Source organism: Acetobacter sp. JWB (assembly GCF_003323795.1).
Classification (GTDB): domain Bacteria; phylum Pseudomonadota; class Alphaproteobacteria; order Acetobacterales; family Acetobacteraceae; genus Acetobacter; species Acetobacter oryzifermentans.
This window is the reverse complement of the sequence record NZ_CP030871.1, coordinates 595,397-620,090: the sequence shown is the minus strand read 5'-3', so window position 1 is coordinate 620,090 and position 24,694 is coordinate 595,397. Positions and strand designations below refer to the sequence as shown.

General features: G+C 55.0%; 19 protein-coding genes. 10 read left to right on the top strand and 9 right to left on the bottom strand.

Translation table 11 applies throughout. The annotated features are described in order from the left end of the window. The first annotated feature begins 39 nt into the window (after positions 1-39). The 3 genes from DS739_RS02925 (at position 40) to DS739_RS02915 (ending at position 4,812) form a co-directional block, all read left to right on the top strand. Positions 40-1,653 carry an inorganic phosphate transporter gene (locus DS739_RS02925; RefSeq protein WP_006117113.1) on the top strand — a complete coding sequence of 538 codons (1,614 nt, stop codon included), beginning with the start codon at positions 40-42 and terminating at the stop codon, positions 1,651-1,653. Between the two features lie 56 nt (positions 1,654-1,709). Continuing rightward, a complete protein-coding gene (gene ppk2, locus DS739_RS02920; RefSeq protein WP_035354181.1) occupies positions 1,710-2,627 on the top strand; it encodes a polyphosphate kinase 2 in 918 nt (305 codons plus the stop codon). 457 nt (positions 2,628-3,084) lie between these two features. After that, positions 3,085-4,812 carry a Hint domain-containing protein gene (locus DS739_RS02915; RefSeq protein WP_035354310.1) on the top strand — a complete coding sequence of 576 codons (1,728 nt, stop codon included), beginning with the start codon at positions 3,085-3,087 and terminating at the stop codon, positions 4,810-4,812. Between the two features lie 96 nt (positions 4,813-4,908). Here the strand turns inward: DS739_RS02915 and DS739_RS02910 are convergent, their stop codons facing one another. Together DS739_RS02910 and DS739_RS02905 are read right to left on the bottom strand one after the other, a co-directional pair. Beyond that, a complete protein-coding gene (locus tag DS739_RS02910) occupies positions 4,909-5,496 on the bottom strand; it encodes a hypothetical protein (RefSeq protein ID WP_006117110.1) in 588 nt (195 codons plus the stop codon). Between the two features lie 142 nt (positions 5,497-5,638). Continuing rightward, positions 5,639-8,089: a TonB-dependent receptor gene (locus DS739_RS02905; RefSeq protein ID WP_006117109.1), complete on the bottom strand. Its 2,451-nt coding sequence runs from the start codon at positions 8,087-8,089 to the stop codon at positions 5,639-5,641. 136 nt (positions 8,090-8,225) lie between these two features. On the opposite strand from DS739_RS02905, the gene DS739_RS02900 reads away from it, so the two are divergent. Next, positions 8,226-10,421 (top strand): M13 family metallopeptidase, encoded by a 2,196-nt coding sequence (locus DS739_RS02900; RefSeq protein WP_006117108.1) that lies wholly within the window; start codon positions 8,226-8,228, stop codon positions 10,419-10,421. A 124-nt stretch (positions 10,422-10,545) separates the two neighbouring features. Beyond that, entirely contained in the window at positions 10,546-11,751 is a 1,206-nt protein-coding gene (locus DS739_RS02890) for an energy transducer TonB (RefSeq protein ID WP_035354184.1), read from the top strand. 223 nt (positions 11,752-11,974) lie between these two features. Here DS739_RS02890 and DS739_RS14395 read toward each other — a convergent pair whose 3' ends face one another. Both DS739_RS14395 and DS739_RS14565 read right to left on the bottom strand, forming a co-directional pair. Next, complete coding sequence (locus DS739_RS14395; protein ID WP_255411719.1) at positions 11,975-12,907, bottom strand: Hint domain-containing protein; 933 nt, start codon at positions 12,905-12,907, stop codon at positions 11,975-11,977. Then, positions 12,874-13,674 carry a Hint domain-containing protein gene (locus DS739_RS14565; protein ID WP_255411718.1) on the bottom strand — a complete coding sequence of 267 codons (801 nt, stop codon included), beginning with the start codon at positions 13,672-13,674 and terminating at the stop codon, positions 12,874-12,876. The genes DS739_RS14395 and DS739_RS14565 overlap by 34 nt, the downstream gene beginning before the upstream one ends. A gap of 317 nt (positions 13,675-13,991) precedes the next feature. Here DS739_RS14565 and DS739_RS02880 point away from each other — a divergent pair, with 317 nt between their 5' ends. The 3 genes from DS739_RS02880 to DS739_RS02870 all read left to right on the top strand — a co-directional run bounded on the left by DS739_RS02880 (position 13,992) and on the right by DS739_RS02870 (position 15,944). Continuing rightward, positions 13,992-14,432 carry an acyl-CoA thioesterase gene (locus tag DS739_RS02880; RefSeq protein ID WP_006117106.1) on the top strand — a complete coding sequence of 147 codons (441 nt, stop codon included), beginning with the start codon at positions 13,992-13,994 and terminating at the stop codon, positions 14,430-14,432. 234 nt (positions 14,433-14,666) lie between these two features. Then, the gene (locus DS739_RS02875) at positions 14,667-15,491 is read left to right on the top strand and encodes a ferritin-like domain-containing protein (protein WP_006117105.1); all 825 of its coding nucleotides are present in this window, start codon (positions 14,667-14,669) and stop codon (positions 15,489-15,491) included. A gap of 69 nt (positions 15,492-15,560) precedes the next feature. Next, the gene (locus DS739_RS02870; RefSeq protein WP_006117104.1) at positions 15,561-15,944 is read left to right on the top strand and encodes a VOC family protein; all 384 of its coding nucleotides are present in this window, start codon (positions 15,561-15,563) and stop codon (positions 15,942-15,944) included. A gap of 142 nt (positions 15,945-16,086) precedes the next feature. Here DS739_RS02870 and DS739_RS02865 read toward each other — a convergent pair whose 3' ends face one another. The 4 genes from DS739_RS02865 to DS739_RS02850 form a co-directional block, all read right to left on the bottom strand. Further along, positions 16,087-20,538: a Hint domain-containing protein gene (locus DS739_RS02865; protein WP_006117103.1), complete on the bottom strand. Its 4,452-nt coding sequence runs from the start codon at positions 20,536-20,538 to the stop codon at positions 16,087-16,089. Positions 20,539-20,644: 106 nt separating this feature from the next. Continuing rightward, positions 20,645-21,079 carry a fluoride efflux transporter CrcB gene (gene crcB / locus DS739_RS02860; protein WP_006117102.1) on the bottom strand — a complete coding sequence of 145 codons (435 nt, stop codon included), beginning with the start codon at positions 21,077-21,079 and terminating at the stop codon, positions 20,645-20,647. Positions 21,080-21,088: 9 nt separating this feature from the next. After that, positions 21,089-21,859, bottom strand: coding sequence for an SDR family NAD(P)-dependent oxidoreductase (locus DS739_RS02855; RefSeq protein ID WP_035354319.1), 771 nt, complete (start codon positions 21,857-21,859; stop codon positions 21,089-21,091). A gap of 149 nt (positions 21,860-22,008) precedes the next feature. Then, entirely contained in the window at positions 22,009-22,518 is a 510-nt protein-coding gene (locus DS739_RS02850) for an Rrf2 family transcriptional regulator (protein WP_006117100.1), read from the bottom strand. Between the two features lie 80 nt (positions 22,519-22,598). Between DS739_RS02850 and DS739_RS02845 the strand changes: the two genes are divergently transcribed. Together DS739_RS02845 and purU are read left to right on the top strand one after the other, a co-directional pair. Next, a complete protein-coding gene (locus DS739_RS02845) occupies positions 22,599-22,973 on the top strand; it encodes a DUF488 domain-containing protein (protein WP_006117099.1) in 375 nt (124 codons plus the stop codon). 422 nt (positions 22,974-23,395) lie between these two features. Further along, complete coding sequence (gene purU, locus DS739_RS02840; RefSeq protein WP_006117098.1) at positions 23,396-24,241, top strand: formyltetrahydrofolate deformylase; 846 nt, start codon at positions 23,396-23,398, stop codon at positions 24,239-24,241. A gap of 116 nt (positions 24,242-24,357) precedes the next feature. Here purU and DS739_RS02835 read toward each other — a convergent pair whose 3' ends face one another. Beyond that, a complete protein-coding gene (locus DS739_RS02835) occupies positions 24,358-24,600 on the bottom strand; it encodes a hypothetical protein (RefSeq protein ID WP_039891923.1) in 243 nt (80 codons plus the stop codon). Between the last annotated feature and the right edge of the window lie 94 nt (positions 24,601-24,694).

Here is a 24,694-nt window from a genome sequence, read left to right as displayed (position 1 = left end):
TTTCCCCCATAGAGTGAAATTGACAGTCAGGAAAAATCCATGTCCGGCACGTTGCTGAGTCCGGCTGCCGCACCACGCCCAAACATGAAGGGAGGCACCAACCAGGCCTTCCGCATGTTCTTTATGGGTGTGGTGACGGCTGCTCTTGTTTTTGTAGGGTATAGTGTTCTGGCAGACCTGCGGTCTGCTGGTGAAAACGGCATGGCCATTGGGGCCTTTGCTTTATTGGCCTTGGCGCTGCTGATTGCGCTGGGGTTTGAATTTGTAAACGGCTTTCACGATACGGCAAACGCCGTGGCCACCGTCATCTACACCAACAGCCTGCCCCCATTGGTGGCGGTTGTGTGGTCTGGCATGTGGAACCTTGCGGGCGTTCTGGTTTCATCCGGGGCGGTGGCGTACAGCGTTGTTACGCTTCTGCCAGTAGAGCTTATCTTGCAAGTTGGCAGCGGCGCTGGCCATGCCATGATTTTTGCCCTGCTGCTTTCCGCCATTATCTGGAACCTGGCCACATGGGCCTTTGGTATTCCCAACAGCTCCTCCCACGCTTTGGTGGGGTCTATCCTTGGTGTTGGCTTTGCAAACCAGCTTATGTCTCCTGCTGGTAGCGCCCTGTATGGGGTGGACTGGTCTCAGGTGCGCAAGGTTTTTTCTGCCCTGCTGTTTTCCCCCGTTTGCGGCTTTGTGCTGGCTGCGGGCATGTTAATCCTGATGCGTCTGGTTATCCGCAACGCAGCCCTGTATCGCGCCCCAGAGGGTGATGCCCCGCCGCCACTGTGGATCCGTGGCTTGCTGGTAGGCACCTGCACGGGTGTTTCCTTCTTTCACGGCAGTAACGATGGGCAGAAGGGCATGGGCCTTATCATGCTTATTCTTATTGGTGCGGCCCCTACGGCGTATGCGCTTAACCGCGCCATGCCCGATGACATGATGCCCGCCTTTGTGCAAACCGCACAGCAGGCCGCGCATGTGTTTGAAGTGCATGGCTCCCCCGCCCCTAGCCTGCCAAGTGCAGAAGAAGCCCGCGCACAGGTTACCGATGCGCTGCGCACCAAAGCAATCGCCCGCCCGGAAATCTATTCCGCCCTTGGCGTGCTGTCTGATGACATTGCGCAATCTGTTGGCAGCTATCACTCCCTCCAGGCTATTCCGGCAGCAGCCGTGCCAAACGTGCGCACAGATATGTATCTGGTGGCGGAAGCCGTGCGCAACATGGGCAAGGTTTCTGGCTTTACGGGGGATGAAACCGCAGAGCTAAGCAAGTTTATGGGGCAGCTTAACGCTGGCACACGCTTTATTCCCACATGGGTTAAAATTGCCGTGGCGCTGGCTCTGGGCCTTGGCACCATGGTGGGCTGGAAGCGCATTGTTGTGACCGTTGGTGAAAAAATTGGCAAAACTCACCTCACCTACGCGCAGGGTGCTGCGGCAGAACTGGTGGCCATGGGCACCATTGGCCTGGCAGAACGCTATGGCCTGCCGGTTTCCACCACGCATATTCTTTCCAGCGGCGTGGCTGGCACCATGGTTGCCGGGGGCGGCGGCCTGCAATGGGCCACACTGCGCGCCATGGCCATGGCATGGGTAACAACCCTGCCCGCCGCCATGCTGATTAGCGGCGTGCTTTACTTCATCTTCCGCCACATCTTCTAACACAACATAAGCGGGGCACCCCAAAGTGCCCCGCTTTTTGCTTGAGGGCCTTGGATATGACAGATCAGGCAACAGAAACACTTCGCGCTGCAGAACATGAACGTGAGCGGATGCGCCAGGAAATTATTGATGACCTGGACGAAGAAATAGAACTGGAATTGCAGGAAGACGATCTGGACGGAACCATTTCCGAATCTGAAAACGCCTTCCGCCGTGAATATTTTAGAGAACTGGTTCGCCTGCAAACAGAACTGGTAAAGTTGCAGGATTGGGTGCAGGCCACGGGCCAGCGCATTGTGGTGCTGTTTGAAGGGCGAGATGCCGCAGGCAAAGGTGGCGTTATCAAACGCATTACCCAGCGGCTTAACCCCCGCATCTGCCGCGTGGCCGCCCTGCCCGCCCCAACAGACCGTGAAAAAACCCAGTGGTATTTCCAGCGTTATGTGGCGCACCTGCCTGCTGCGGGGGAAATCGTGCTGTTTGACCGCAGCTGGTATAACCGCGCCGGTGTGGAACACGTAATGGGCTTTTGCACCGATAAAGAATATGAAGAATTCTTCCGCTCTGTGCCGGAATTTGAGCGCATGTTGGTGCGCAGCGGCATTAAGCTGGTGAAATACTGGTTCTCCATCACCGATGATGAGCAGGAAGCCCGCTTCCGCGCCCGCATGGAAGACCGGTTGAAGCAGTGGAAGCTCAGCCCGATGGATCTTGAAAGCCGCCGCCGGTGGGAGGCCTACACCAAGGCCAAGGAAACCATGCTGGAAAAATCCAGCATCGAGGAAGCTCCGTGGTGGGTTGTGCAGGCCGTAGATAAAAAGCGTGCGCGGCTAAACTGCATGAACCACCTGCTCTCATTAGTGCCGTATAAGCCTGTGCCACGCCCCGAAGTGGTTTTGCCACCGCGCGTGTATCATGCAGATTACGAACGCCAGCCCACGCCAGACACCATGATTGTGCCCGAAATTTACTAACCCTCTGTTTTCGGTAAAGCATTGTCAGTTCATGCCTTTTATCACAGTCATGAACTAACAATTGCCAAAAGTTTTTTCCTTTTATAAAATAAAAAAAGCATTCCCCATTAAAAAATGTGTCTTTTCTTTGGCATTCCAGAAAAGTTAACCCGAACACACAAATAAATAAAAACAACTTTAAATACACGTAAACTTATTTGAAATAAATACTTATAAAATATAATTTAATCTCATTTATTTGTTAAAATATTAGCAATAAATACCAAAACGTTAACTTAATTATACTATATCTATAAAATAGATAATTTTATATTTACATTTATAAAATAAAATAATTACCACAATAATTTTTTCTAAAAACATTATGTATTACTGCCCATTTATATATTTAAAAATGCTTGCAGAATCTTATCGTGAGTTTATATGTTGCGAATTATATAACTTTTTAGGGCAACTTATGACAACCGATACATGGACAGGCACCGCAGGTGATAGCAACTGGAACAACGCAGCTAACTGGTCTAACGGCGTCCCAGGTTCAGATTCGGATGTTGTCATCGACACAAATGCCACGCAAAACCAGACAATCAACATTCCATCTGCGGTTGAAATCTCCAGCCTGACCATTACAGGTGATACAAATATTGCGTTGAACAATTACACCGGAGATTCCTCGCAACGCGTTGGCTTTACTGTTGGTAACAATATCAGCATGGATGATTACAGTGGCACGCTTCGGGTCAACTCTCTGTATGTGATAAGCTATGGAGATATGACGGGCGGCACCGTTCTGATTGATAACTCTACCGTGCAGCCTTCAGGCAGTTTTACGTCTGTTGCGTCTTTCTGGCCAACACCCAACAATGGCAACACCAATTATCTTAATCTTTCGGGGGCGCAAAACACTGTTCCCTCCGTTATTAACTTTTCCAGTTACGACGCCATCACTTTTGGCAGCCGCCAATCTTCCGATGGTAGCGCGGGCATCCATATCAAATGGGTTCCTTTGGGCAGTAACACCTACAAAGTTGTTAACGCCGCAAATGCAGATGATGTTCTGGTAGGTTCCCTTACCTTTGTAGATGGAGAATCCCCCGATAAAATCGGCTATGATGGCGATACCGCAACTATCGACTGCTTTCTTGCAGGCGCCCTGATTGAAACACCACAAGGCCCGCGCGCCATTGAAGATATTCAGATTGGCGATGCTGTTTTTGTCTATTCAGATGGTGCAAGAAAAGTCAGCCGCGTCACATGGGCTGGTCATGCCCCGGCAAAGGCAAACACCGCCCTTACGCAGGATGAGGCAGGCTACCCCATCCGCATTGTTGCCAATGCGTTGGCTGAGCATGTACCCAGCACAGATCTGCTGATCACACCAGAACATTGCCTGTTCTTTCATGGCAAGTTTGTACCAGCACGTATGCTGGTGAATGGCAGTTCCATTTTCTATGATACATCCATTGTATCTTACGAATATTACCACATTGAAACCGCAGAACACACCATCATCATGGCAAATGGTGTGCTGACGGAAAGCTATCTGGATACGGGCAACCGCGCATCCTTCCAGCAGAATGGTAGCGTTGTTATGCTGGGGCGCGCGCCCACCAAAAGCTGGGAGCACGATGCCGCAGCGCCTTTATGCATAGATCGTACTTTTGTGGAGCCTCTGTTTCACGCGCTCTCCTATCGTACAAACAACATTGCCGGATGCCATGTATCTGCAAGAAATGTTGAAACAACCACCAACCCCAACCTGCACCTTGTTACGCAGTCCGGGGCTATTGTGCACCCTGCGCGCCACACAACGCACCAGTACAGCTTTATGCTGCCACCTAACACACAATCCGTACGCATTGTTTCTCGCGCCAGCCGCCCGGTAGATATTATTGGCCCGTTTGTGAATGACCGCCGCTATCTGGGCATTGCCATTGCGAACATACACCTTCTGTGCGCCGAAGATGTGCATAATATTAACGTGCACCTTCAGGCAGAAAAACCCGCAGGTTGGTACGCTGCGGAAGCCGCAGGCTGCGCATGGACAGATGGAGATGCCCTGCTGCCTCTGGATGGATACCTTACCGATGGCAAAATTGGCATGCTGTCCATTACCGTACAGGCAGGTGGCCCCTATGTTGTGGAAAACCACCAAAAGGCAGAAACACACACACGCTCTGCCTGATGTTAATCTGTACGCATGGCCTATATAAGCGGGCCCTTATCTCCCCTGTAGCAGATAAGGGCTTGCAGCTTTTAACGGGTCGGCTTTGGCCATAAGCTAATTCAGCACATGGCCATTTGCCACTTTTGTTACAAAGTCATTGCCAATCTGGGCTACGGCTTTTTCACTCGCCTGCATCATGGCGTGTTTAAGCGCCCCGCAGCTTCCGGCCACCGTGTTGCTGCCCTGCCCGGTAATAGGCACCACCTGCACAGGCTGGCCCTGTGCGTTAAGCACCTGCACAGTGCCTTTTAGGGTGGTATCCACCGTGTATTTGTTATCCCACAGGCCCGGTTTAACGCTTACCTGCTCATCCGCTGTTTGCAGGGAAAGGGCCATTGTATAACCGCGTGTTTCTGGGGTTTCCTGCTGCGCATGGGCAAAGCTGGAGCGAATGGCCTGCTGCAACCGCTCCTCTGCAGAAGCTCCTAAATTTGTGGTGTAATTTATGCCAAGGCTGCACGCTATTTGCGCATTCTGCTTGGCAAAGCCCGGCGCAAAACTATAAGCCACCGGCGTTTGCACCAAATGCTGCACCGGCAAATCCTGAATAGGAAAGGAGGCCTCGTTAAGGGCAATGCGAGAACTGCACGCCCCTAAAAGCACCGCCAAAGCAATCAGGCACGCACCGTTTTTACCGGCCACAACCAGACCTCCGTTTCAAAAACAAGAACGGAGGTAATACAAGCAGCGTTACCCGTAAATAAGAAATAGATTTTTAGTGACCAGTTCCGCCCTATTTCTCTCAAAAACGTGAATCACGCGCTTGTTATACTTGATTTAATACTTAAAATCCGCAGGAAACCCGCCCACCAATAAAGCGTGGCTCACCGGGAATATAGAAATACGTGGTGGTGGCCATACCGCCGCTTTCTGCGTAGCGTTTATCCAGAATGTTGCGGGCGTAAAGCGTGGCTTCCCACTTGCCCGAAGGCGGGCGGAACGTTACGTGCGCCCCCAGCAAAAAGTAAGATGGCAGGCGCTGATACCCCGTGCCGCCCACCACAATGGCCTGACTGCCCCGGTATTGCCAATCCGGCCCAAAATCCAGCCGATACCCTTTACCCAAGGGCTGCCGCCACATGGCCTCACCATTCAGTGTGAGTTTGGGGGAACCATTATCCACCCCGGCAAAGTTACGCTCCATTGCTTTCCATGTGCCGTGCTGGGCGTAATAGGCGTTGGTGGCGGGGCGATCCACATTGGGGAAGTTCTGAAAATCCCCGCGCTGCCAGCCAATGTTTTGCATAATGTGCAAACGGCTTATGGGGTTGGCCTCCAACGTGGCCTCAAAACCCCAGCTTTCAGATTTAGGGGCGTTTGTAATTTCGCTTAACGGGCCGTAATTGGGAATCAGCACCGTGCCCACAACCTGCTGGTTGTGGTAATCATTATAAAACGCTGCACCGTTAATGCGCAAACGGTTGGGTATGGGGTCTGATTTAAAGCCCAGCTCGTATGTTAGCACCGTTTCGGGGTGAAAGGGGTCTAGCTGCGCCTGCACCTGCGTATTGTTGGCCGTAAAGCCACCGGGCTTAAAGCCCTTGCTCATTTTGTAATACAGCATGGCATTGGGCACGAACTGCCATGAAACCCCCACCTGCCCCGCAAACTGGTTGGAGGCCGTGTTTTCTGCGTGGAAGTTATGCGTAGCCCCGCCAAATATCTGCGATGTCAGGCCCGTTATGCCGCGATCATCCAGTTCATGCAGCAGCCCCGCCCAGATGGTGACGTTATGCGGCAGCCGGTAGCTGACATGCCCAAATTCCGAAACGCTCTGCTGGTTCTGCCCGAAGGAGGTGGACATCATATACCCACGCGCGGCGTAATCTGTGTAGTTAAAGAAGAAGCGCTGGTTCATCTGGCTGCGCTGATAATACCCGCCCACAACCCAGTTCAGCCGCCCACCAAGGGCAGAGCCGTTAAGCCGCGCTTCCTGCGTAAACACGTTGCCATCTATGGTGCGGTAGGTATCGGCCTCCTGCCGTGATGTGCCATCCTGATCCGTGTATTCTCCACGCCGTTCGGTTTCAAACGCGCTTACAGATGTAAATGTTACCGGCCCGAAATCGTGCATGATATGCACATCTGCGCCCCAGTACTGGTTGTGCTCGCTGGGTTTTAGCCCATCGCGGCGGCCTATCAGCTTGTCAAAGGTGGAATTGGAAGACCATTGCGCATCTGTTCCCATGCCGTAATCGGGCAGCGGGGTAGAGCCAATAATGCGGTGCACGGCTTGCGGGGTTACAACCTCGCTGTTGTCCTGCACAAAATGGCCGCCAAGCTGGATGGTGGTTTTATCATCCGGCCGCCAGCGCAGCTTGCCGCGAAGCGCCCATAAATCTGCATCCCCTAAATGGTCTCCATTTTCGGGGTCTCGCTGCCAGCCGCCGCCTTGGCGTGTTTGCCCCGCCAGCCGAAAATCCAGCCCCTTGGCCAATGGGCCAGAAACATAGGCCTCGCTCCGGCTGCGGGCGTAAGAGGCAATATCCTGCGATGCCCCAAAATGCCACGTATCTGTTGGGTCTGCCGTGCGCAAATGCACTTCCCCACCCGTGGTGGACTGTCCGTGCTCTGTGCCTACTGGGCCGGGGGTTACGCTGGCGCTGGCCAAATCAAACATCATGCCGTCTGTCATGGCGGCATAGGGGTAGGCAACATCGTCCACATAGGTCAGCACGGTGGGCATGTTGTTCTGGGTGAAGTCATTAAACCCGGAACCACGCAGGTAAAAGTTGGTGGAGGCTGTGCCGTTGATGCTTTGCATCGTTAAGTTGGGGGCTACGTGCTCCAGCCCGCGCAGGGTGGTAATATCGCGGTTGCGCAACAGCTCCGCCGTAAGATGCGTGGTGGCATCTGGCTCATGCTGGGCGGATTGAAACATGTAATCGTAGCGGTGGGCGTTTACCTGCACAGATGTACTACTGCGCGCTTCCACCGCCGCAGGTGGGGCTACGTGGTGCCCCCGGCCTACACCCGTAACAGGCCGCCCATGTGCATGCTGGGGTGTATGTGCTGCTTTGGGCTGGGTAGCCTGCGCCATAATGGGCCACAAACCCAGCGCCATAATGCTGGCACAGCGCAAAACACGGCGCGCCCGATGCGCCGCAACACGCACGCGCTGTTGCTGTGGCCCCCACCATATGGCGGCATGCTGCCTGTATTTTGCTCGGCCAGAAATAACGCCATACCCCTTGCTTGTGTGCACCCGCGGGCCGCCGCATAACGTGCAACGCATAACATTTATGTGTGTTTCAGCCCCCTAATGCGGGGGATGCCTGCAAGATGCAAGCACACATACAGGGCTGGCAGAAAAATTCATTCTCGTAGGGCCTGCTAACATTGCCCTTACTGCACGGGGTAGGCAGCCTTCCATGCCAAGGCTAAGGTGGGGCAGAATATTCTTTGTTTCCGAACACTCTGAGAGGTGGGGCTTGCCCCACGCATCAGACCCAGAAGAAAGAAAGCGGAGACTCCATTTGTCCAATTTCCTCTCCCGTTCCTCCCTGCGTGGCGCATTGTTGCTTTCTGCCGCCCTTGTTGGCGCCACTGCCAGTGCCCCCGCACATGCTGCGCCATCTGCCCCCACAGCGCAGCCAGCCCCCGCCAGCTTTGGTGCTTGGGGCGTAGATCTGGAAGGCCGGGACTTAAGCGTAAAACCGGGGAATGACTTTTTCCGCTACGCCAACGGCACCTATCTGGACCACCTGCAAATTCCCGCAGATATGACAAGCTATGGCCCCTTCAACGCGCTGGCCGAGCTTTCCCGCACACGGGTACAGGATATTCTGAACGATCTTTCCGCCCATCCGGTGGAAAACCCACGGAGTATTGAAGAAAAGCTGGGCACCTTTTACGCCTCCTATATGGATGAGGCAGCCGTAGAAAGCCTTGGCAGCCGCCCGCTTAAGGAAGATCTGGACGCCATTCGCGCCATTAAAACACCTTCTGATCTGGCAGCCCTTACAGGCTCCTGCCCCGGCAACTTCCAGTTCTCACCGTTTTCTCTGGGTATCAACCCGGATGCAAAAGACCCCACACGCTATGCGCTTAATCTGGATCAGGCCGGGCTGGGGCTGCCAGACCGCGATTATTACCTGAAGCCGGAATTCGCCAGCAAGAAAAAGGCCTATCAGGCTTATGTAGAAAAGGCGCTAACGCTGGCAGACTGGCCAGAACCCGCAAAAGCCGCCACAGCTATTGTTACGTTTGAAACACGCCTAGCCAAAGCCCATTGGGCGCGTGAAACCCTGCGCGACCCGCAAAAAACCTACAACCCGATGACGGTGGCAGACTTGGCCAAAAACGCGCCGGGGTTTGAATGGTCTATCTGGCTCTCTGCCGCAGGCCTGCCCGAACAGGGGCTGGACAAGCGCGTGCTGATTGTGGGCGAACCCTCCGCCATTACGGAAGAAGCCCGCGTGGTGGCCGATACGGATATGGATACGCTGCGGGCATGGCTGGCCGCGCATCTGGTAGAAAACGCCACATCCTACCTGCCAGATCGGTTTGAGCAGGCGCGTTTTGCGCTTACCAAATCCCTTACCGGCCAGCCCTCTCTGCCTGCACGGTGGAAGCGCGGCGTGCAGGCCACCAGCTCCGCCATGGGTATGGCGCTGGGCAAGGTGTATGTGCAGCGTTACTTCCCGCCAGAAAACCGCGCCACCATGCAAAAGCTGACCACGGATTTGAAAGACGCCTTCCGCATCCGCCTGCGCAACAATACGTGGATGAGCCCTTCCACCAAGCAGGCCGCGCTGCGCAAGCTTGAAAACTTTGAAGTTCAGGTAGGCTACCCCAATAAATGGCGCGATTATGCCAGCCTTGAGGTGCATAAGGGCGATGTGTACGGCAATGCCCGCAACGGCGTGGCGTATGAATGGCGCTACTGGCTGGCACGGCTAGACCAGCCGGTAGACCGTGATGAATGGGACATGACACCCCAAACCGTAAACGCCTACAACAACCCGCTGTTTGATCAGGTTGTGTTCCCCGCTGCCATTCTGCAACCGCCATTCTTCAACCCCAAGGCGGATATGGCCGTAAATTACGGGGCCATTGGCGGCGTGATCGGCCATGAAATGACCCATTCCTTTGATGATGAAGGCCGCCAGTTTGATGAACACGGCCGCCTGCATGATTGGTGGACAAAGGAAGATGCCGCCCGGTTTCAAAAACTGGCAGACCGGCTTGGCGCACAGTTTGATGCGTTTGAGGTGCTGCCCGGCGTACACGTAAACGGCAAGCTGACAATGGGTGAAAACATTGCCGATCTGGGTGGGCTTACGCTGGCGCTAGATGCGTATCATGCCGCACTTAAAGGCAAGCCCGCGCCCGAACTGGATGGCCTGACGGGGGATCAGCGCGTGTTCCTTGGCTGGGCGCAGGTCTGGCGTGAAAAACTGCGCGAAGAAACCATCCGCCGCTTGGTGGTGACAGATCCGCACTCCCCCCCGCAGGCGCGGGTGAACATGCCTATGCACAATATTGATGCATGGTACGAGGCGTGGAAGGTGCAGCCCACAGATAAGCTCTACCTTGCGCCAGATCAGCGCGTAAAAATCTGGTAACGCTATCTCTGCCCCACACCGTATGGCCCGTGCATGTGCTAGGCCCATACGGTGTGGCAAACTTCGTGCAAACTTCTCTCTGGCACCACAGCAGCAGCCATGACACAATACGCACCACACTGGCATGGGGCCGGTATGCGTAAACCCTGCGGAACAGGTGGAGAATAACGGGCGGGTCATGATCGACAGGTTCAGTTCTTCCCGCCATCCTGCCAGACAGGAACCCCGGCTGCTGCCCGACAGCGGCACAAACGCTGCGGAAAACCCCGCCAGCCAGCGCACATCCCAACCGGATACGGAAGATGTGCGCGCACGGCTTTTTCCCGCAGCACCTGTGCCGCGCACACGCGGCGTTAACGTACGCGGCACCTCTACCCCGCTTATCCGCAAGGAAATATACGCAGATCCCACATTGGGGCCTGTGCTTACGGCCTCTTTTCTCGCACATGTGCTGCTGCTGGCCGCCTTGTTGTATAAGGCCACGCACCATCAGCCCCAAGGCTCGCCCGATGCCGCCCAGCAATCCGCCGGGGTGGAAATGGTGTTTTCTCAACCGCAGGCTTCCAGCGGTATGGTGGGCGCACAATCCCCCGATGCTGGTGGCGGGAACGAGGCCAAACACGCCGCCCAAACCAGCAGCGAACCCCCAACCCCAGCAGATGCCGAACCCACGCCCACACCCCCGGCAGAGGAAGCACCCTCCGCCCCCATTCTGCCGCCATCTGATGATGGGCTGCCCAAGCCGGTGGAAAATAAAACACAAACCAAACCCTCTCATCCGGTTACGGGCCACAAACCCAAAACGCCACAGCCTGCGCGCCCCACACCGCACGCCAAGCCCACGCCCCGGCCCAGCCACCACAAGCCCTCTCCGCTGGACCACCCAATGGATATGTCCTTTAACGAGGCCCCAGCCCCACGCCGCAAGCAGCGTGGCCGCCCCGGTGGTTCCAGCGCCCCGGTTGATCTTTCCATTGGCCCGATGGTGGAAAATGGTGAGCTGAACGCCCATTACGCATCGCGCACCACAGTGCATGGCGTGAGCAGTGATTACGCGGCAGAAATTGATGAATGGATCCAGCGCCACCTGTATTACCCGCCAGATGCGGCAGAACGAGGGGATGAAGGCCCATCCTCGGTGCATGTTATTCTGGATCGCACGGGGCATGTGTTTAAAGTGTTCCTGACCAGCGGCTCTGGCTCCTCCGATCTGGATTCCGCAACAATAGGCATGTTCCACGGGGCGCAACTGCCACCCGTGCCGCCGGATATGAAAGATAAGTTCATTAACTTTGATGTGACGGTTAATTACATGCTCATCCGCAACTAACGCGGCAGTACCTTACATTTTCATGCACCACGCGGGCCAATATGGCTGCCCTTGCAAGGCTTTGTAGTGGGCACACCGCATGGTGTGGGGTCTGCACGCCGCACAAAAAACCCAAAGCCAATAAAAAAACGGGGCTCCGGCTTGCACAAAAGCAGCCGATACCCCGTTTTTTAACGTGTAGAGCAGGGTGTTTTTAAACCACCCCACTTTTTATACCAAACCTTCAGGCCGTTTTGGCAAGCCGATGTGCTGGCGTGTCTGATGCCAGATACGGGCCAGCAGCCAATACCTGCATGCTTAGCATACGCAAGCCAGATGTTGATTGGCTTTCCAGATCCAGCATGGCGTTGCCATTTGTCCAGCGGGCTGCGCCACCGTGTTCCAGAACGTACCAGCCGGGGATATTTTCATTTTGTAAATGCGTTGAAATTTCCTGCATATTTTGGGTATCACACAGGGTTACCTGCCCAATGGCCACACCCAATTTGCGCCGGTCATCTACAAACGGGCCTTCTACATCACACGGGCGGCTTGCGCGGGAGACAATCTGCACGCTTTGCACATTTTCTGGCAGCATAAAGGTATAATACCCATCCTGCACCTTTATGGCCCGAATACGCTTGCCGGTGTTGGTTTGCAGGCAGATATCCGGGTCTGTCAGCAACTCACGCGGGGCAGGCTGTGCAGGGGCATGCCCCAAAGCGTTATCCCTGTTTGCAATTTTTTCAAACAAAGGCTGCACAAATTCTTTTTGCGTGCACAAAGGGGCTGCGGCATCTACAGACCAATTGCGCGGTTTGCTGCCAATGCTGGCCAGTACAACGCCAGAACTGCGGAAGCTGGTACGATTGCCCGTATCCAGGTAGCTTTCGCTCAGCACACCATCCGCCATGATAACAGCATGTTCGGGCGTTTCTATGTGGTAATAGGTGTAGGATGTAAACGTACGATCGTAAAAAATGCTGCTGCCATTTACAAGCATACGTACCGGCACAAAGCGCCCATCAAAATACAGGCAGTGTTCGGGCGTTACCAGCATATCCTTGTAAGGCACGCCATCTGCTATGGCATCCTGCACAATACGCACGGGGTATCCGGCCTCATCATCCGCCAAGGTGGGGTTTACCGTAGCCTGTGCATGGCATGGCCTGCCCATACAATCTGGCGGGGTTCTGCTTCACCCCTTCCATAAGCCAGCACGGTATCACCCACGCGCAGGTCTTCTACCGCTACATCACCATTGGGGGTGCGGATCATGCTGCCAGCCAGATAGCAGATAAGAATACCGCCCGTGCCATCCGGGTTGGAGGTGTTTGTCCATTCCTTGGGAATATACCATGTTAATCCAAATGGGTTGCCAGATACCTTAATGCTTGGGCCAAGCGATACGTCAATAACGTTAAGAATATTCAGATCCAGCCCCACCGTGGTGGTGTTTGTGAGTGGATCATAATACCCCCACACATTGGAGGAATCCGGAAAATCTACCGTAAAGTTTGGGGGAACGGTGCTTGTTGTTTTACCGTTTGAATCAATAAACGTGACCACGTTGGAAAGTACACCCACACCAACGCCTGCACTATCCACCTTGATGTTGCCGCCATCTGGCCCAACATTGATAGAACTTAGCACATTGGCGGAAATAATATTTCCCCCCAGTTCCAGCGTGCCACCATCTACCGTAATATTTTTAATGGCCCCAACAGATGCCAGGCCGCCACCCGCCACCACTGTTGCGCCGTTTTCCACCACAATGCGGCTGAGCGCCTGCACATCGGCAATATTACTCAGGTTTACCACCACGGGGTCTCCCGCCGGGGTGCCAGCATCCCGCGTGACCAGAATGTTGCCAGTTACGTTAAGGTTAAGCAGATCCTCAACAGAGTAATCTATAACCTTGTCAAACAGTAGATTGATGGCCATGGCCAACGGGTCCTTTTGCATGAATAAAGCCCCGGTTAATTATTTATTAAGCATTAACGCGGGACGTTATTTATTTTTATTTTAAATTCCTTTATAAACAGTAAACGTTTTGAAAAAATTTACATTACCGTCGCACAGAGCCCGCACGCGCCAGCCAAACCGCCCCCGCGTTACGCTCAAGGCAGGTTTGATCACGAAAAACTGAAGCTGCACCCCGCCATGTTTACGCGCTATCCTGCTGGCAATGCTTTCGTGCAGGGCGGCTCTCTTCCCTGCAAGTCAGAACATAAGGCCCTTGCCAGAAGGAACAGTACTGCATGCCCCGTTCAGATAACTCGCAAATCCCAACCGATATCCCCACCATCCGCGTGGTGGCCATGCCCACAGATACCAACCCGGCGGGAGACGTGTTTGGGGGATGGATTGTTTCTCAGATGGATCTTGCAGCGGGCACCACGGCAGCTTTTCGGGCCAATGGGCGGTGTGCCACCATTGCCATCAACAGCCTTGTGTTTATGGAACCCGTGGTGGTGGGGGATGAGGTTAGCATCTACACCCGCATTATCCGCGCGGGCCGCACATCGCTTACCATTCATGTAGAAACATGGCGCCGCGCCCGCCACACGCATCTGACATCCAAGGTAACGGAAGGCGAATTTATTTTTGTGGCGCTGGATGAAAACCGCCGCCCCCGCCCGCTTCCGCCCGCGCAGCCGGGTGATGAGCTGCCAGAAATTGTGCCCCCCAACGCAGGCTAAAACAGCACGCAGCACCTTTATAAGCCCCTGCCGCGTTATAGTAAGGCAGCCAGAACACACCTTGGGTGTTATCTGGCTGTAGGGCCTTTTTTCAGCTTTTCACGCCAAGGCCGGATGGTCTAGAAATCCGGCCATCAGGTTTTTTCATGCCTTGGCTCTGGCGCAAACCCAACCTGCACGGCATATAAACCACGCACATGCGTAAACAAAGGCAGGAAAGGGAGGCCCGGGCTTATGAAACACTGGCAGATCGACCAACTGCCTTGGGATCAGTTTGATCCCTCTAAAGTAGATCCGCAATTGGTGCCTGCCATCAAGGCGGCCTCGGTGGTGGAACGCAACAGTGTGGATTACGCGCTATACCTTAATAATGTGTTCCGCGATGATCCGGACTTTAGAGAAGCAGCAGACCACTGGGCCATAGAAGAAGTGCAGCATGGTGATGCACTGGGCCGTTGGGCCATGCTGGCAGACCCTACGTGGGATTACCACGCCGCCTTTGAGCGCTACCGGGATTTTTACCAGATTCCGCTGGAAGTGGAGCAATCTGTCCGTGGCTCCCGCACGGGGGAACTGATTGCCCGATGTATGGTGGAAACAGGCACCTCCTCTTTTTATTCCGCACTGGCCGATGCTACGGAAGAACCCGTTTTAAAAGCCCTTTGTAAACAGATAGCCGCGGATGAGTTCCGCCACTTCAAACTGTTTTACGACCACATGAACCGCTACCTAAAACGCGAAAAAATTGGCACGCTGCAACGCGCACGCATTGCCCTTGGCCGCGTAACGGAAAGCGAGGATGACGAACTGGCATCCGCCTACCACACCACCAATGACCCCGCAGATATGCCGTATGACCACACGCGCTGCATTGCGGCGTATATGTCCCGCGCCATGAAAAACTATCAGCCCCAGCATCTGCGGCGCGTCACCAACATGGTGTTCAAAACCATTGGCGTTCCCCCCCACGGCAAATGGCAGAGCGCTGTGTTCTGGATTGCTGAAAAACTGTTTTTCAGCCGTCAGCGTAAATTTGCGCGCATTGCGGGCATAAGCTAAGCGGCCTTTCCCTCTTGCAAGCAGGCGCGTAAGGTTCGTTCCGTCATAACAGACGGAGATTTACATCTGATGTTTACGCATATTGTGGTGGGCAGCAACGATATTGCCCGTTCCAAAAAATTCTACGATGCTATTTTTGAAGCTATGGATATTCCCCCTTCAGAAATTCACCCCAATGGCCGCCTGGTTTACGCCAAGCACGGCCAGCGCTTTGTAGTCACCAAGCCGCTGGACGGCAAACCCGCCACCCCCGCCAACGGTGGCACCATTGGGCTGGAAGCCGCTACAACCGCTATGGCCGACGCATGGCACAAAGCTGGTGTTGCCAATGGCGGACAGGCCATTGAAAACCCACCCGGCGTGCGCCAAACCTCCATGGGCCCGCTGTATCTGGCTTACCTGCGGGACCCGGATGGCAACAAGCTGTGCATTGGCTGCAAGGTTCCGGCCTAAGCCTAGCCCGTTGCGTTTAACCTTGGCGGAACGCCCTTCCGCCGGGGGTGAACACAAAAAAAGCTGCGTTCCGTTTTGCGGGCCGCAGCTTTTTTTGTGCCAAATTTTATACTGTGTTCAAGGCTCTATGCGCATATGCTGCTTATCCAGCCTGCCGTGACATCTGCTGGGGCGCGCATGCACCAATGGCTGCTGCCAAAGCCTGTTGCACCTGCTGGGCTGTAAAGCCTGCGCGCATAAAGGCCCGCCCGGCTCGGCTGGCCTTGCTGTTGGCACTGGCTTGCTGATGCAACAGTACAATGGCAGCAGCCAATGCATCTGCATCCTGCCCCACAAAAGCAGCCAGATCCTGCGGCAGTTCCAGCCCTTCTGCCGCTGCGGGGGAAAGCGCACAGGGTACCCCAGCGGCCAAACTATCCAGCACCTTGCCTTTTACACCTGCGCCAAAACGCAGCGGCGCAACGCTTAGGCGCACGCTATCAAACAGGGCCTGCAAATCCTGCACATGGCCCAGAATTTCTACACCATCACGCGCAAGGGCGCGCAGTTGGGCGGGCATACTGGCCCCGGCCAAAAGGCAGCGAATTTCCGGATTGGTGGCCCATACGCGTGGCATAATATCCTGCACCAGCCAGCGTGCGGCATCTGCATTGGGAGCGTGTGCGTAATTGCCCACAAACACCACACCATCACGCCGGGCAAACCCCGGAACACGCATGCGCACTGGCACATCCCACGGTGTAACCTGCACCCGCACTTGCGGCAGTTCACGCCGCAGCAGATCAGCCTCAACGGTAGAATGGGTCATTACCACATCGGCCAACAGCATAGCGCTGTATTCTGCCTGTTTTACGGTACGGGCACGGGCCATAAGTTCTGGCCGACCCTGCACCTGCGCCTGCCTGCCCAAACGCAGCCAGTGCAGATCGGCCAGCGCATACACAACCCGTGCCTTCGGCTGGTGCCGCCGTGCGAGCGCCGCATAGCGCGTGGCCGTATCCATGCGGTGCAGATACACCACATCAAAGCTACCAGCCTGACGGCGCAGCACATCTTCTACCGATGAATAGAATGGCAACGTGCACACCGTAACTTCTGGCAGAACTTCCAGCGTGGCGGCCCCTTCCATCTGATCTGCCGCAACAAGGCTGACATCATACCCCAACGCCACAAGTGCACGCATATGAGACAGCACGGCATGAGACCCAGCATCACGCCCGGTATCGGGGCGCAGTGTATCCACCACCAATGCCCGTTTGCGCACAGCCAGCGGCGCCACACCCTGCCCCCTGCGTGCACGAGCCGCGGCCAGATTGCGCATATCCTGCCCGCTTTGTGCACGTGCATGGGCCTGCGTAAGTTTTTCTACCTGCCCCAGTAAAAAGGAGAGCACCTGCGCCTGTTCAGCCTCGCCCATTGCGGCTGTAACCGCCTGCGCAATAGCCTGCTGCATTGTGGGATCAAACGCATCTACCGCTTCCAGCACATGCGGGGCACCCAGCAATGCGCCATCACTTTCACGCCGGATTTCCAATACATGCCGCGTAAAGGGGGAAAGACCTGTGGGGAGCAGCACATCAAACCCGCAGCGCTCTGTTGCACAGCCGCCAGCGCGGCGCACATCTGGCCGCAAACCGTTGGCCACAATGGAAGCCACAAGCTGCCCGTTATCCAGAATCTGCAAAGCTACGGGTTCATCCGGCATGGTGGGGCTGTGCGCCCAGCCAGCCACATGTTCACGGGTTGCGCAGTCCACATATCCAAGCAGCGGTGTTGCGGGGGTACGGGCCAGAACGGCCTGCACGGGTTTGGCTGGGGCCAAATCCAGCATCCACGGGCTGTTGCCAAGGGCTGTATGGTCGGCCACGCGCTGCACTTCCAGCACATGCCTTTCGTGCACGCTCAGGCCGCCGGGCACTTCAAACACAAAGCCAACGGCATCTTGCATATCGGCACGGGGCTGGTTGGCCACAACCTCGCCCAGCACTACGCCGCAATCCAGAATACGCAAGCGCACAGGGGCGCCGTTTTCCGGGTTCCGGGCCCATCCTGTCAGACGGGTGCGGGTTATCGTATCAATATAGCCTTCCAGCGGCCCCTGCGCGCGTGGCCGCACGCCAGCACGGGCGTTCAACCGTTTCCGAATGGCCTCCAGCCGGGGGCCTTCTTCTACCCTTGGGGCGCAATATTGCGCAGGCTGTTTGGGGGCTGATGGATAAAGTGCCGCGTATTCCGCCGCATTGTGGAACATGCCGCGCGATTCATCATCCACAAAGGTTTCAGACCACGTTCCATTGGCAAAGATAACATCATGGCTTTCCAGTTCGATATGGAAATACGCCACCTCATCCATCGCCTCTGCCTGCATGATGGATGTGCCATTCACCAGCGCCACAGCAGGCACCAGCACGTTATCCAGATACATGGCGTGAAGTGGAGAAACAGAGAGATCCTGCCGGGGCAGCCCCTCCGCCAAGGAACCTCGGCGGAAAATAACTGGCAGCACATCCGGGTTGCCTGCTGCAAACTGGCCAGAATACGCACGGCGGCCGATCCAGCGGATAGGCCGAAAACCATGTTCCAGCGTGCGCACCTGATCACCAATTTGCAGGTGTTCTACCGGCACTTCACCCCGATCTGTTTCTATCAGCGTGCCGCGGCAATAACAGGGGGTGCCATCTTCAATCTCGTAAATACCCTGATCATCCAGAACGCCCAGCTTATAGTTGCCAGAACCACCCTCTATTTGCAGTGTTTCCACCTGCCCCGTTTCCGAATTGGTGAACGTAAACGTATTGCCGCTTACGCCCATGTCACCATAAAATTGCGGAATCAGGATAGCCCCGTCCTGCAAGATATCATTTTGCAGGTTGGAGTTTTGGTTGAACTGAAGCGTAGCGCCAGAAACAATGGTGGTGTTGCTAAGCGAGGCATCCGCCCCAACGTAAACAGAAACGGCAGTTTCCATTGTAACATGGTTGGCGCTACCTAAATCAAGTTGCAGCGTAGCCCCGTTTTGCAGTGTCATATTTTGCAGGGTATCTTTGGCGTTCTGCACCACTTCCGAAACACCACTGCCCAGGATATCTGCTGTTTGGGCAACGGTACCTTCCAGAACAATAGAAGCGCCAGATGTATATGTATTGCTGGTAAGTGTTTGGTTAGACCCAAACACAAGAACCGTGCCACCATTTACGGCGTTGTTTGAAAACTGCGTATCCTCACCATAGATGATTGCGCTGGTTTTGCTGGCAAATGTGTTGCTGGCAATTGTGGCTGGCGCAGCCTGTATGGATGAGGTGGTGCCTGAATAATGATAGATATCAGAATTCTGGGCGCTTAGTTGGCTGCCGTCTTGAAAGGTTTGCCCGCTCAGACTCCCGCCCGCAGCCAAAAGCTGTTCTTGCGAACCGGCTTCAAACGTCTGGCCGCTTGCACTGCCACCTTCTACGGTTACCAAAGCGCCGGATGTTACTGTAACATTCCCTGTAAAGGCGGCTCCACTTTTAACCCATAGGCTGGAAGCAACCTGTTCATTCCCATATATCCAGACCCCTCCGCCCACAGTTGCGTTTTGCAACGTGGTGCCGGATTCCATAGAGATATTCAAAGCAGGGATAGTGCCCGAAACAGTAGCAGGTTTGCCACCACTGATAGTGCCTTCCAGCACTGCATTATCATAAGCAAATATGGTGCTAACCGGGCCGGTGTAAGCGCTGGCATCTGCTGTGGCAACGGTTACGCCGCTAAGAGTGCCGTTTAAAATAACATCTGTTTTGTTGCCCTCATGATTGGGAGCGGCAAGCTTTAAGGCATCAACTTCTGCGCCAGATGTTACATACATCATCAGCGTGGCATCCTGCTCTGCTGGCAGGGTAGAAATATCTACACCAGAAAAAGGCTTGCCATCTGCTGTAACGTGCGTTTGCAGCACCACATCATCATCTGTGGTAACGGCATAACCCGGCAGCACACCTGTTACATCGCTTACATTGGCGCCACTTTCCGCCATGAAAAAACCACCGCTCTGGATTGTTTCATGCGAGACAGAAGCCCCTGAATCCACATATTCCATTGCGCCGGACTGTATGGTGCTGCCGGAAAAAACCCCGCCCGTTTCTGCTGCTTCTATATACCCGCCCGCCAAAACATTTGCGCTGGTTACAATACCGCCTGCCTCGGCATATATGTTCCCGCCAGAAGAAACGGTGGCACCACTAAGGTAGGCAGAGGTGTTAAACGTGCCGCCCTGATCATCCCCAACGGTAACAGCCCCGGCACTTGCAACCTGCACATTTGTGGCGCTACCGCCTACATCCACGGTAAGTTGCGCGTTGTTGCCTACTGTTACGCCAGAAAGAACGCCGCCATTGTAAACCTCTACATAGCCATCGTTCATCTGCGTGTTCAGCGCAGAGCCATGCACGTCCAGTTCAGCAGGATCAAGGCTATCATCCTGATTATAGGCATTTGTAGGGTCCAGCACTGTATTTACAACAGCGCCACCCTTGGCCACATTTACAACTTCATTCGTGTTGATGATGTGCCCGGTTAGGGTCTGCCCGCTGGAAACGGTAAGGGTTGAGTCAGCCATCAGCGTGCATGCCTTTTCTTAAATACCCGGACAACCGGCAACATAAAAATTACGAACTCACCCCTATCGCATTTTACCCCTTGAAAATAGAAGAAAAAAAACAGCCTTACACTTCTTCTTCCGTGTTGGTTTGTGCCACCAAAATGGCGTGGGAATTCATGCGAGATGCCAGCATGTGCCCCATAGCCACCGCCCCAACGGAAAGTGCTACAGAAAGCACCACATTCACCAACGCACGGCCCCAGCCCCCAACCCGAATAAGATCCAGCGTTTGCAGGCTGAAGGAAGAAAACGTGGTGTACCCGCCGCATATGCCCAGCATAACAAACAGCCGCGTGGTTTCCGATACCGGATACCGGCCAGATGCCAGCGTAAGCGTGCCAAAAAAGCCGATAACAAAGGACCCCACCATGTTAACGCCAATAATGGTGCCCCACGGAATATACCGGCTGATAGGCGCTGTAAGAACAGAAACAAAATAGCGCGCCAGTGTGCCCAGCGCGCCCCCGACCATAACAATCAGGCAGGAATAAAAAGACATTCGTAAACCTTACTCCGCCATTGTGCGATCTACCGCCAAACCGGCAGAGGCCTGGCAGGTGGGCATCATTTCCACATGGTTGATGTTCACATGTGCAGGCAGGCTTAAAACCCATGCTACCGTTTGGGCAATATCTTCGGGCAAAAGCGGGTGCGTGCCTTTGTAAACATCCTCGGCCTTGGTGGCGTCTCCCAACCGCACTTGGCTGAACTCACTGCCGCCGCACAGGCCGGGGGCAATGGTGGTGGCCCGCACCTGCTTGCCCAGCAGATCACTCCGCAAATTGCGCATGAACTGCTCAACAAACGCCTTGGAGGCCCCATATACGTTGGAACCGGGGTACGGATACGTGCCGGCCGTGCTGCCAAGGGCCACAACATGCCCCCAGTTACGCGCCACCATGCCGGGCAGCAATGCGCGCGTTATTTCCACCATGCCTGTTACGTTGGTGGCAATCATGCGCTGCCAGTCTTCCAGCTTGGTTTCCCACGCTTTTTCCAAGCCCAGCGCCAGCCCGGCGTTGTTCACCAGCACGTCCACCTCCTGCCAGCCTGCGGGCAGGCTTTGCGGTAAGGCGGCAAGGGCTGGGGCGTCTGTCATATCCAGTTTAAAAGGCAGGATCTCGCCTTTGGCTTGGGCGGCCAGTTCCTCCAGCCGTTCCTGCCTGCGGCCTGTGGCAATAACGCGGTAGCCCTGCTGGGCCAAAAGCAGGGCAATGGCATGCCCAAATCCGGCGGTGGCGCCCGTTACCAAAACAGTTTGTGGTTGCTTGCGTGTCATACCCGTAGCCCTTTTTTGTGCATGAAACGGGGCGAGCCCCAAAGCAGAAAAGCCGCAGCAATGGGCGTGCACCATGCTTTTCCGCTGTGCCTGCAACTGTAGGGCAAGGCGGGCCAAGTTTCAAAATCCCATCTTGGAGATGGCTGGCTTTAGGGGGTTACGGGGGCCTGCTGGTTGGCTTTGGCTTCCTGCAAAATCTGGCGTTCTGGCGTGTGCAACATATCGGCCAGCGTGCGGCTATCCAGCACCGCCATAAACGCATCCAGCGCCTCACCCAACGCGCCACGTAAATGGCAGGCACGGGCCAGCAGACATTCCGCACTGCCCGGCACACCGGGGGAAGGAGACATGCAGCTTACCAGCGCCATATCATCTTCCGTATGGCGCACCACATCGCCAATGCGAATATCCTCTGGCGCACGCCCCAGCATAAGCCCACCACCCCGGCCGCGCAGCGTATCTACAAACCCGCCCCGGCCCAGATGATGAATGATTTTAACCAAGTGGTTTTCGGAAATGCCATAAACCCGCGCAATCTCCTTTATGGAAACACGGCGGTTGGTATGCACGGCCAGATAAAGCAACGTGCGCAGGGCATAATCTGTGTGCAATGTCAGACGCATGGGGCCTTTTACACCATGAAAGGCAGGTATGCCCATTCATCTCTTTAAGATGCCTTAAAAACACATCTTAATTGAAACTCTAAAACCACAAACGTTCAGCATAAGCAGAGGCCACAATGCCCCATCAGCCCGATATCTGCATCCGCCGTGTATATGAAGACGCCCAGCCCGATGATGGTGCCCGCGTGCTGGTAGATAGGCTGTGGCCGCGCGGCGTGAGCAAGGAGCGCGCGCACCTTACCTTGTGGTTGAAAGACATTGCCCCCACCACCGCCCTGCGTGAATGGTTTGCGCATGACCCAGCCAAGTGGGAGGGCTTTTGCCAACGCTACACGGCAGAGCTGAACGCCAACCCGCAAGCTGTGCAGCAACTGGCCGATCTGGCCCGCAAAGGCCGCGTAACCCTGCTGTTTGGCGCGCGGGATGAAGCACATAACGAGGCCGTGGTGCTGGCCGCCTATATGGCCGCGCATCTGGCCCACCGCGCCTAAAAAAACGCCCCCCTTGGGCATGAGAGAACAAAGCAGGAAACGCGGGAAAACACTATGGGCAAGCTGCCTTCCACAAATCTATCCACAGGCTTTTCCCGTGTTCTCTCCCCCTTTTCTGTGGATAAGATTTGTTACAAAGCCAGAGAACAAATGTTTAGAATCGGCTGTTTTCTGGGATTTTTAGGGATTCGTTATATGACAAGCGCAGAATTGGCTTGACCATAAAAAAACATCACGAGTCGGGCTTGCCACGATTCATCCACAGGCCATCCACACATTTCGCCCAACGCCCCACCGATTATAAACAGGTGGCAACACAAGCTATTGCGCAGCCCCCTGTGCACTGGCACAAGATGAGGCCATTGCGCCCCTGCGCCCTTTAATCAGGCCCAGTAGAAGAACAAAGGAGCATACGCCACCGCATGCAGTTTATTCTTACTTTTTCCTGCCCGGATCAGCCCGGCATTGTTGCGGCTGTGACATCCGTTCTGGCGGAGCGAGGTGCGGACATAACCGAAACCCACCAGTTCAGCAACCGGAAATCTGGCACATTGTTCATGCGGCTGGCCTTTAATGCGCCCGCACCGGGGAATTTGGCAGAAATAAATACTATTCTGGCCCCCGTGGCCCAACGCTTTGACATGAAGATGCGCCTGCATGACGCCGCCATGCTGCCGCGCATTATTATTATGGTGTCTCGCTTTGACCATGCGCTGCTTAACCTGCTGTATCAGGTGCGGGTGGGTTGGCTGAAGGCAGATATTGTGGCCATTGTTTCCAACCACACAGATAGCGCTGCCACGGCGGAACAGGCCGGAATTCCCTATTACTGCTGGCCCGTTACCAAGCAGAACAAGGCTGAGCAGGAAGATAAGCTGCGCGCCCTTATAAAGGAAACAAAGGCGGATCTGGTGGTGCTGGCCCGCTATATGCAGGTGCTTTCGGATTCGCTCAGTGCAGAATTAAGTGGCCGGGTGATTAACATCCACCACTCCTTCCTGCCCTCCTTCAAAGGGGCCAAGCCGTATCATCAGGCCTATGCGCGCGGGGTTAAGCTGATTGGCGCAACCGCCCATTACGTGACAGCGGATTTAGATGAAGGCCCGATTATCGAGCAGGAAACCGCACGCGTAACGCACAACCTCTCTGTGGAAGATTACATTGCCACGGGGCGCGGTGTGGAATCGCAAGTGCTGGCGCGGGCCGTAAAAATGCATGTTGAGCATCGGGTTATGATCAACGGCCACCGTACTGTGGTGTTTGGCTAAATACCCAAGGCTGCCGCCCCATTGTGGGCGGCCCTACCCGGCTACAACCATAAAAAAAGGCGCCCCATTTGGAGCGCCTTTTTTATGCAACCCATAAAGGGCCACATGTAGCAAGATTAGTTGCTGCTGTTGTTTTCGCCGCCGTTCGGGCCGCCATGTTCACCACCTGGGTCACCATGTTCGCCGCCCTGCTGGCCGCGGTCACCACGATCACCGCGTTCGCCACGGTTTTCATCACCACGGCCGTTCTGGTTATCGCTGTTTTCGCTATGCTTGTGTTTGTGGTGATGGCTTTCTGCGTGAGAAGCAACCGGCATAGCAACACCCAGAGCAGCAAGCAGAAGAAGAGCTTTTTTCATCGTGAACAATACTTTCATTCAATGCGTTTGGCACCGCACTTGGCAGTGCGTGTCAAAAATGACGCTAGGAAAGAATTAAGACAAAATAAAGGCT

Coding starts and splice junctions, on each gene's coding strand:
- DS739_RS02865 (WP_006117103.1), bottom strand. CDS start 20,538: ATGGCTGACTCAACCCTTACCGTTTCCAGCGGGCAGACCCTAACCGGG.
- ppk2 (WP_035354181.1), top strand. CDS start 1,710: ATGACAGATCAGGCAACAGAAACACTTCGCGCTGCAGAACATGAACGT.
- DS739_RS14565 (WP_255411718.1), bottom strand. CDS start 13,674: ATGGCCATCAATCTACTGTTTGACAAGGTTATAGATTACTCTGTTGAG.
- crcB (WP_006117102.1), bottom strand. CDS start 21,079: ATGTCTTTTTATTCCTGCCTGATTGTTATGGTCGGGGGCGCGCTGGGC.
- DS739_RS02925 (WP_006117113.1), top strand. CDS start 40: ATGTCCGGCACGTTGCTGAGTCCGGCTGCCGCACCACGCCCAAACATG.
- DS739_RS02850 (WP_006117100.1), bottom strand. CDS start 22,518: ATGGGCATACCTGCCTTTCATGGTGTAAAAGGCCCCATGCGTCTGACA.
- DS739_RS02835 (WP_039891923.1), bottom strand. CDS start 24,600: ATGAAAAAAGCTCTTCTTCTGCTTGCTGCTCTGGGTGTTGCTATGCCG.
- DS739_RS02845 (WP_006117099.1), top strand. CDS start 22,599: ATGCCCCATCAGCCCGATATCTGCATCCGCCGTGTATATGAAGACGCC.
- purU (WP_006117098.1), top strand. CDS start 23,396: ATGCAGTTTATTCTTACTTTTTCCTGCCCGGATCAGCCCGGCATTGTT.
- DS739_RS02905 (WP_006117109.1), bottom strand. CDS start 8,089: ATGCGTTGCACGTTATGCGGCGGCCCGCGGGTGCACACAAGCAAGGGG.
- DS739_RS02870 (WP_006117104.1), top strand. CDS start 15,561: ATGTTTACGCATATTGTGGTGGGCAGCAACGATATTGCCCGTTCCAAA.
- DS739_RS02855 (WP_035354319.1), bottom strand. CDS start 21,859: ATGACACGCAAGCAACCACAAACTGTTTTGGTAACGGGCGCCACCGCC.
- DS739_RS02915 (WP_035354310.1), top strand. CDS start 3,085: ATGACAACCGATACATGGACAGGCACCGCAGGTGATAGCAACTGGAAC.
- DS739_RS14395 (WP_255411719.1), bottom strand. CDS start 12,907: ATGGGCAGGCCATGCCATGCACAGGCTACGGTAAACCCCACCTTGGCG.
- DS739_RS02875 (WP_006117105.1), top strand. CDS start 14,667: ATGAAACACTGGCAGATCGACCAACTGCCTTGGGATCAGTTTGATCCC.
- DS739_RS02900 (WP_006117108.1), top strand. CDS start 8,226: ATGCCAAGGCTAAGGTGGGGCAGAATATTCTTTGTTTCCGAACACTCT.
- DS739_RS02890 (WP_035354184.1), top strand. CDS start 10,546: ATGGGGCCGGTATGCGTAAACCCTGCGGAACAGGTGGAGAATAACGGG.
- DS739_RS02880 (WP_006117106.1), top strand. CDS start 13,992: ATGCCCCGTTCAGATAACTCGCAAATCCCAACCGATATCCCCACCATC.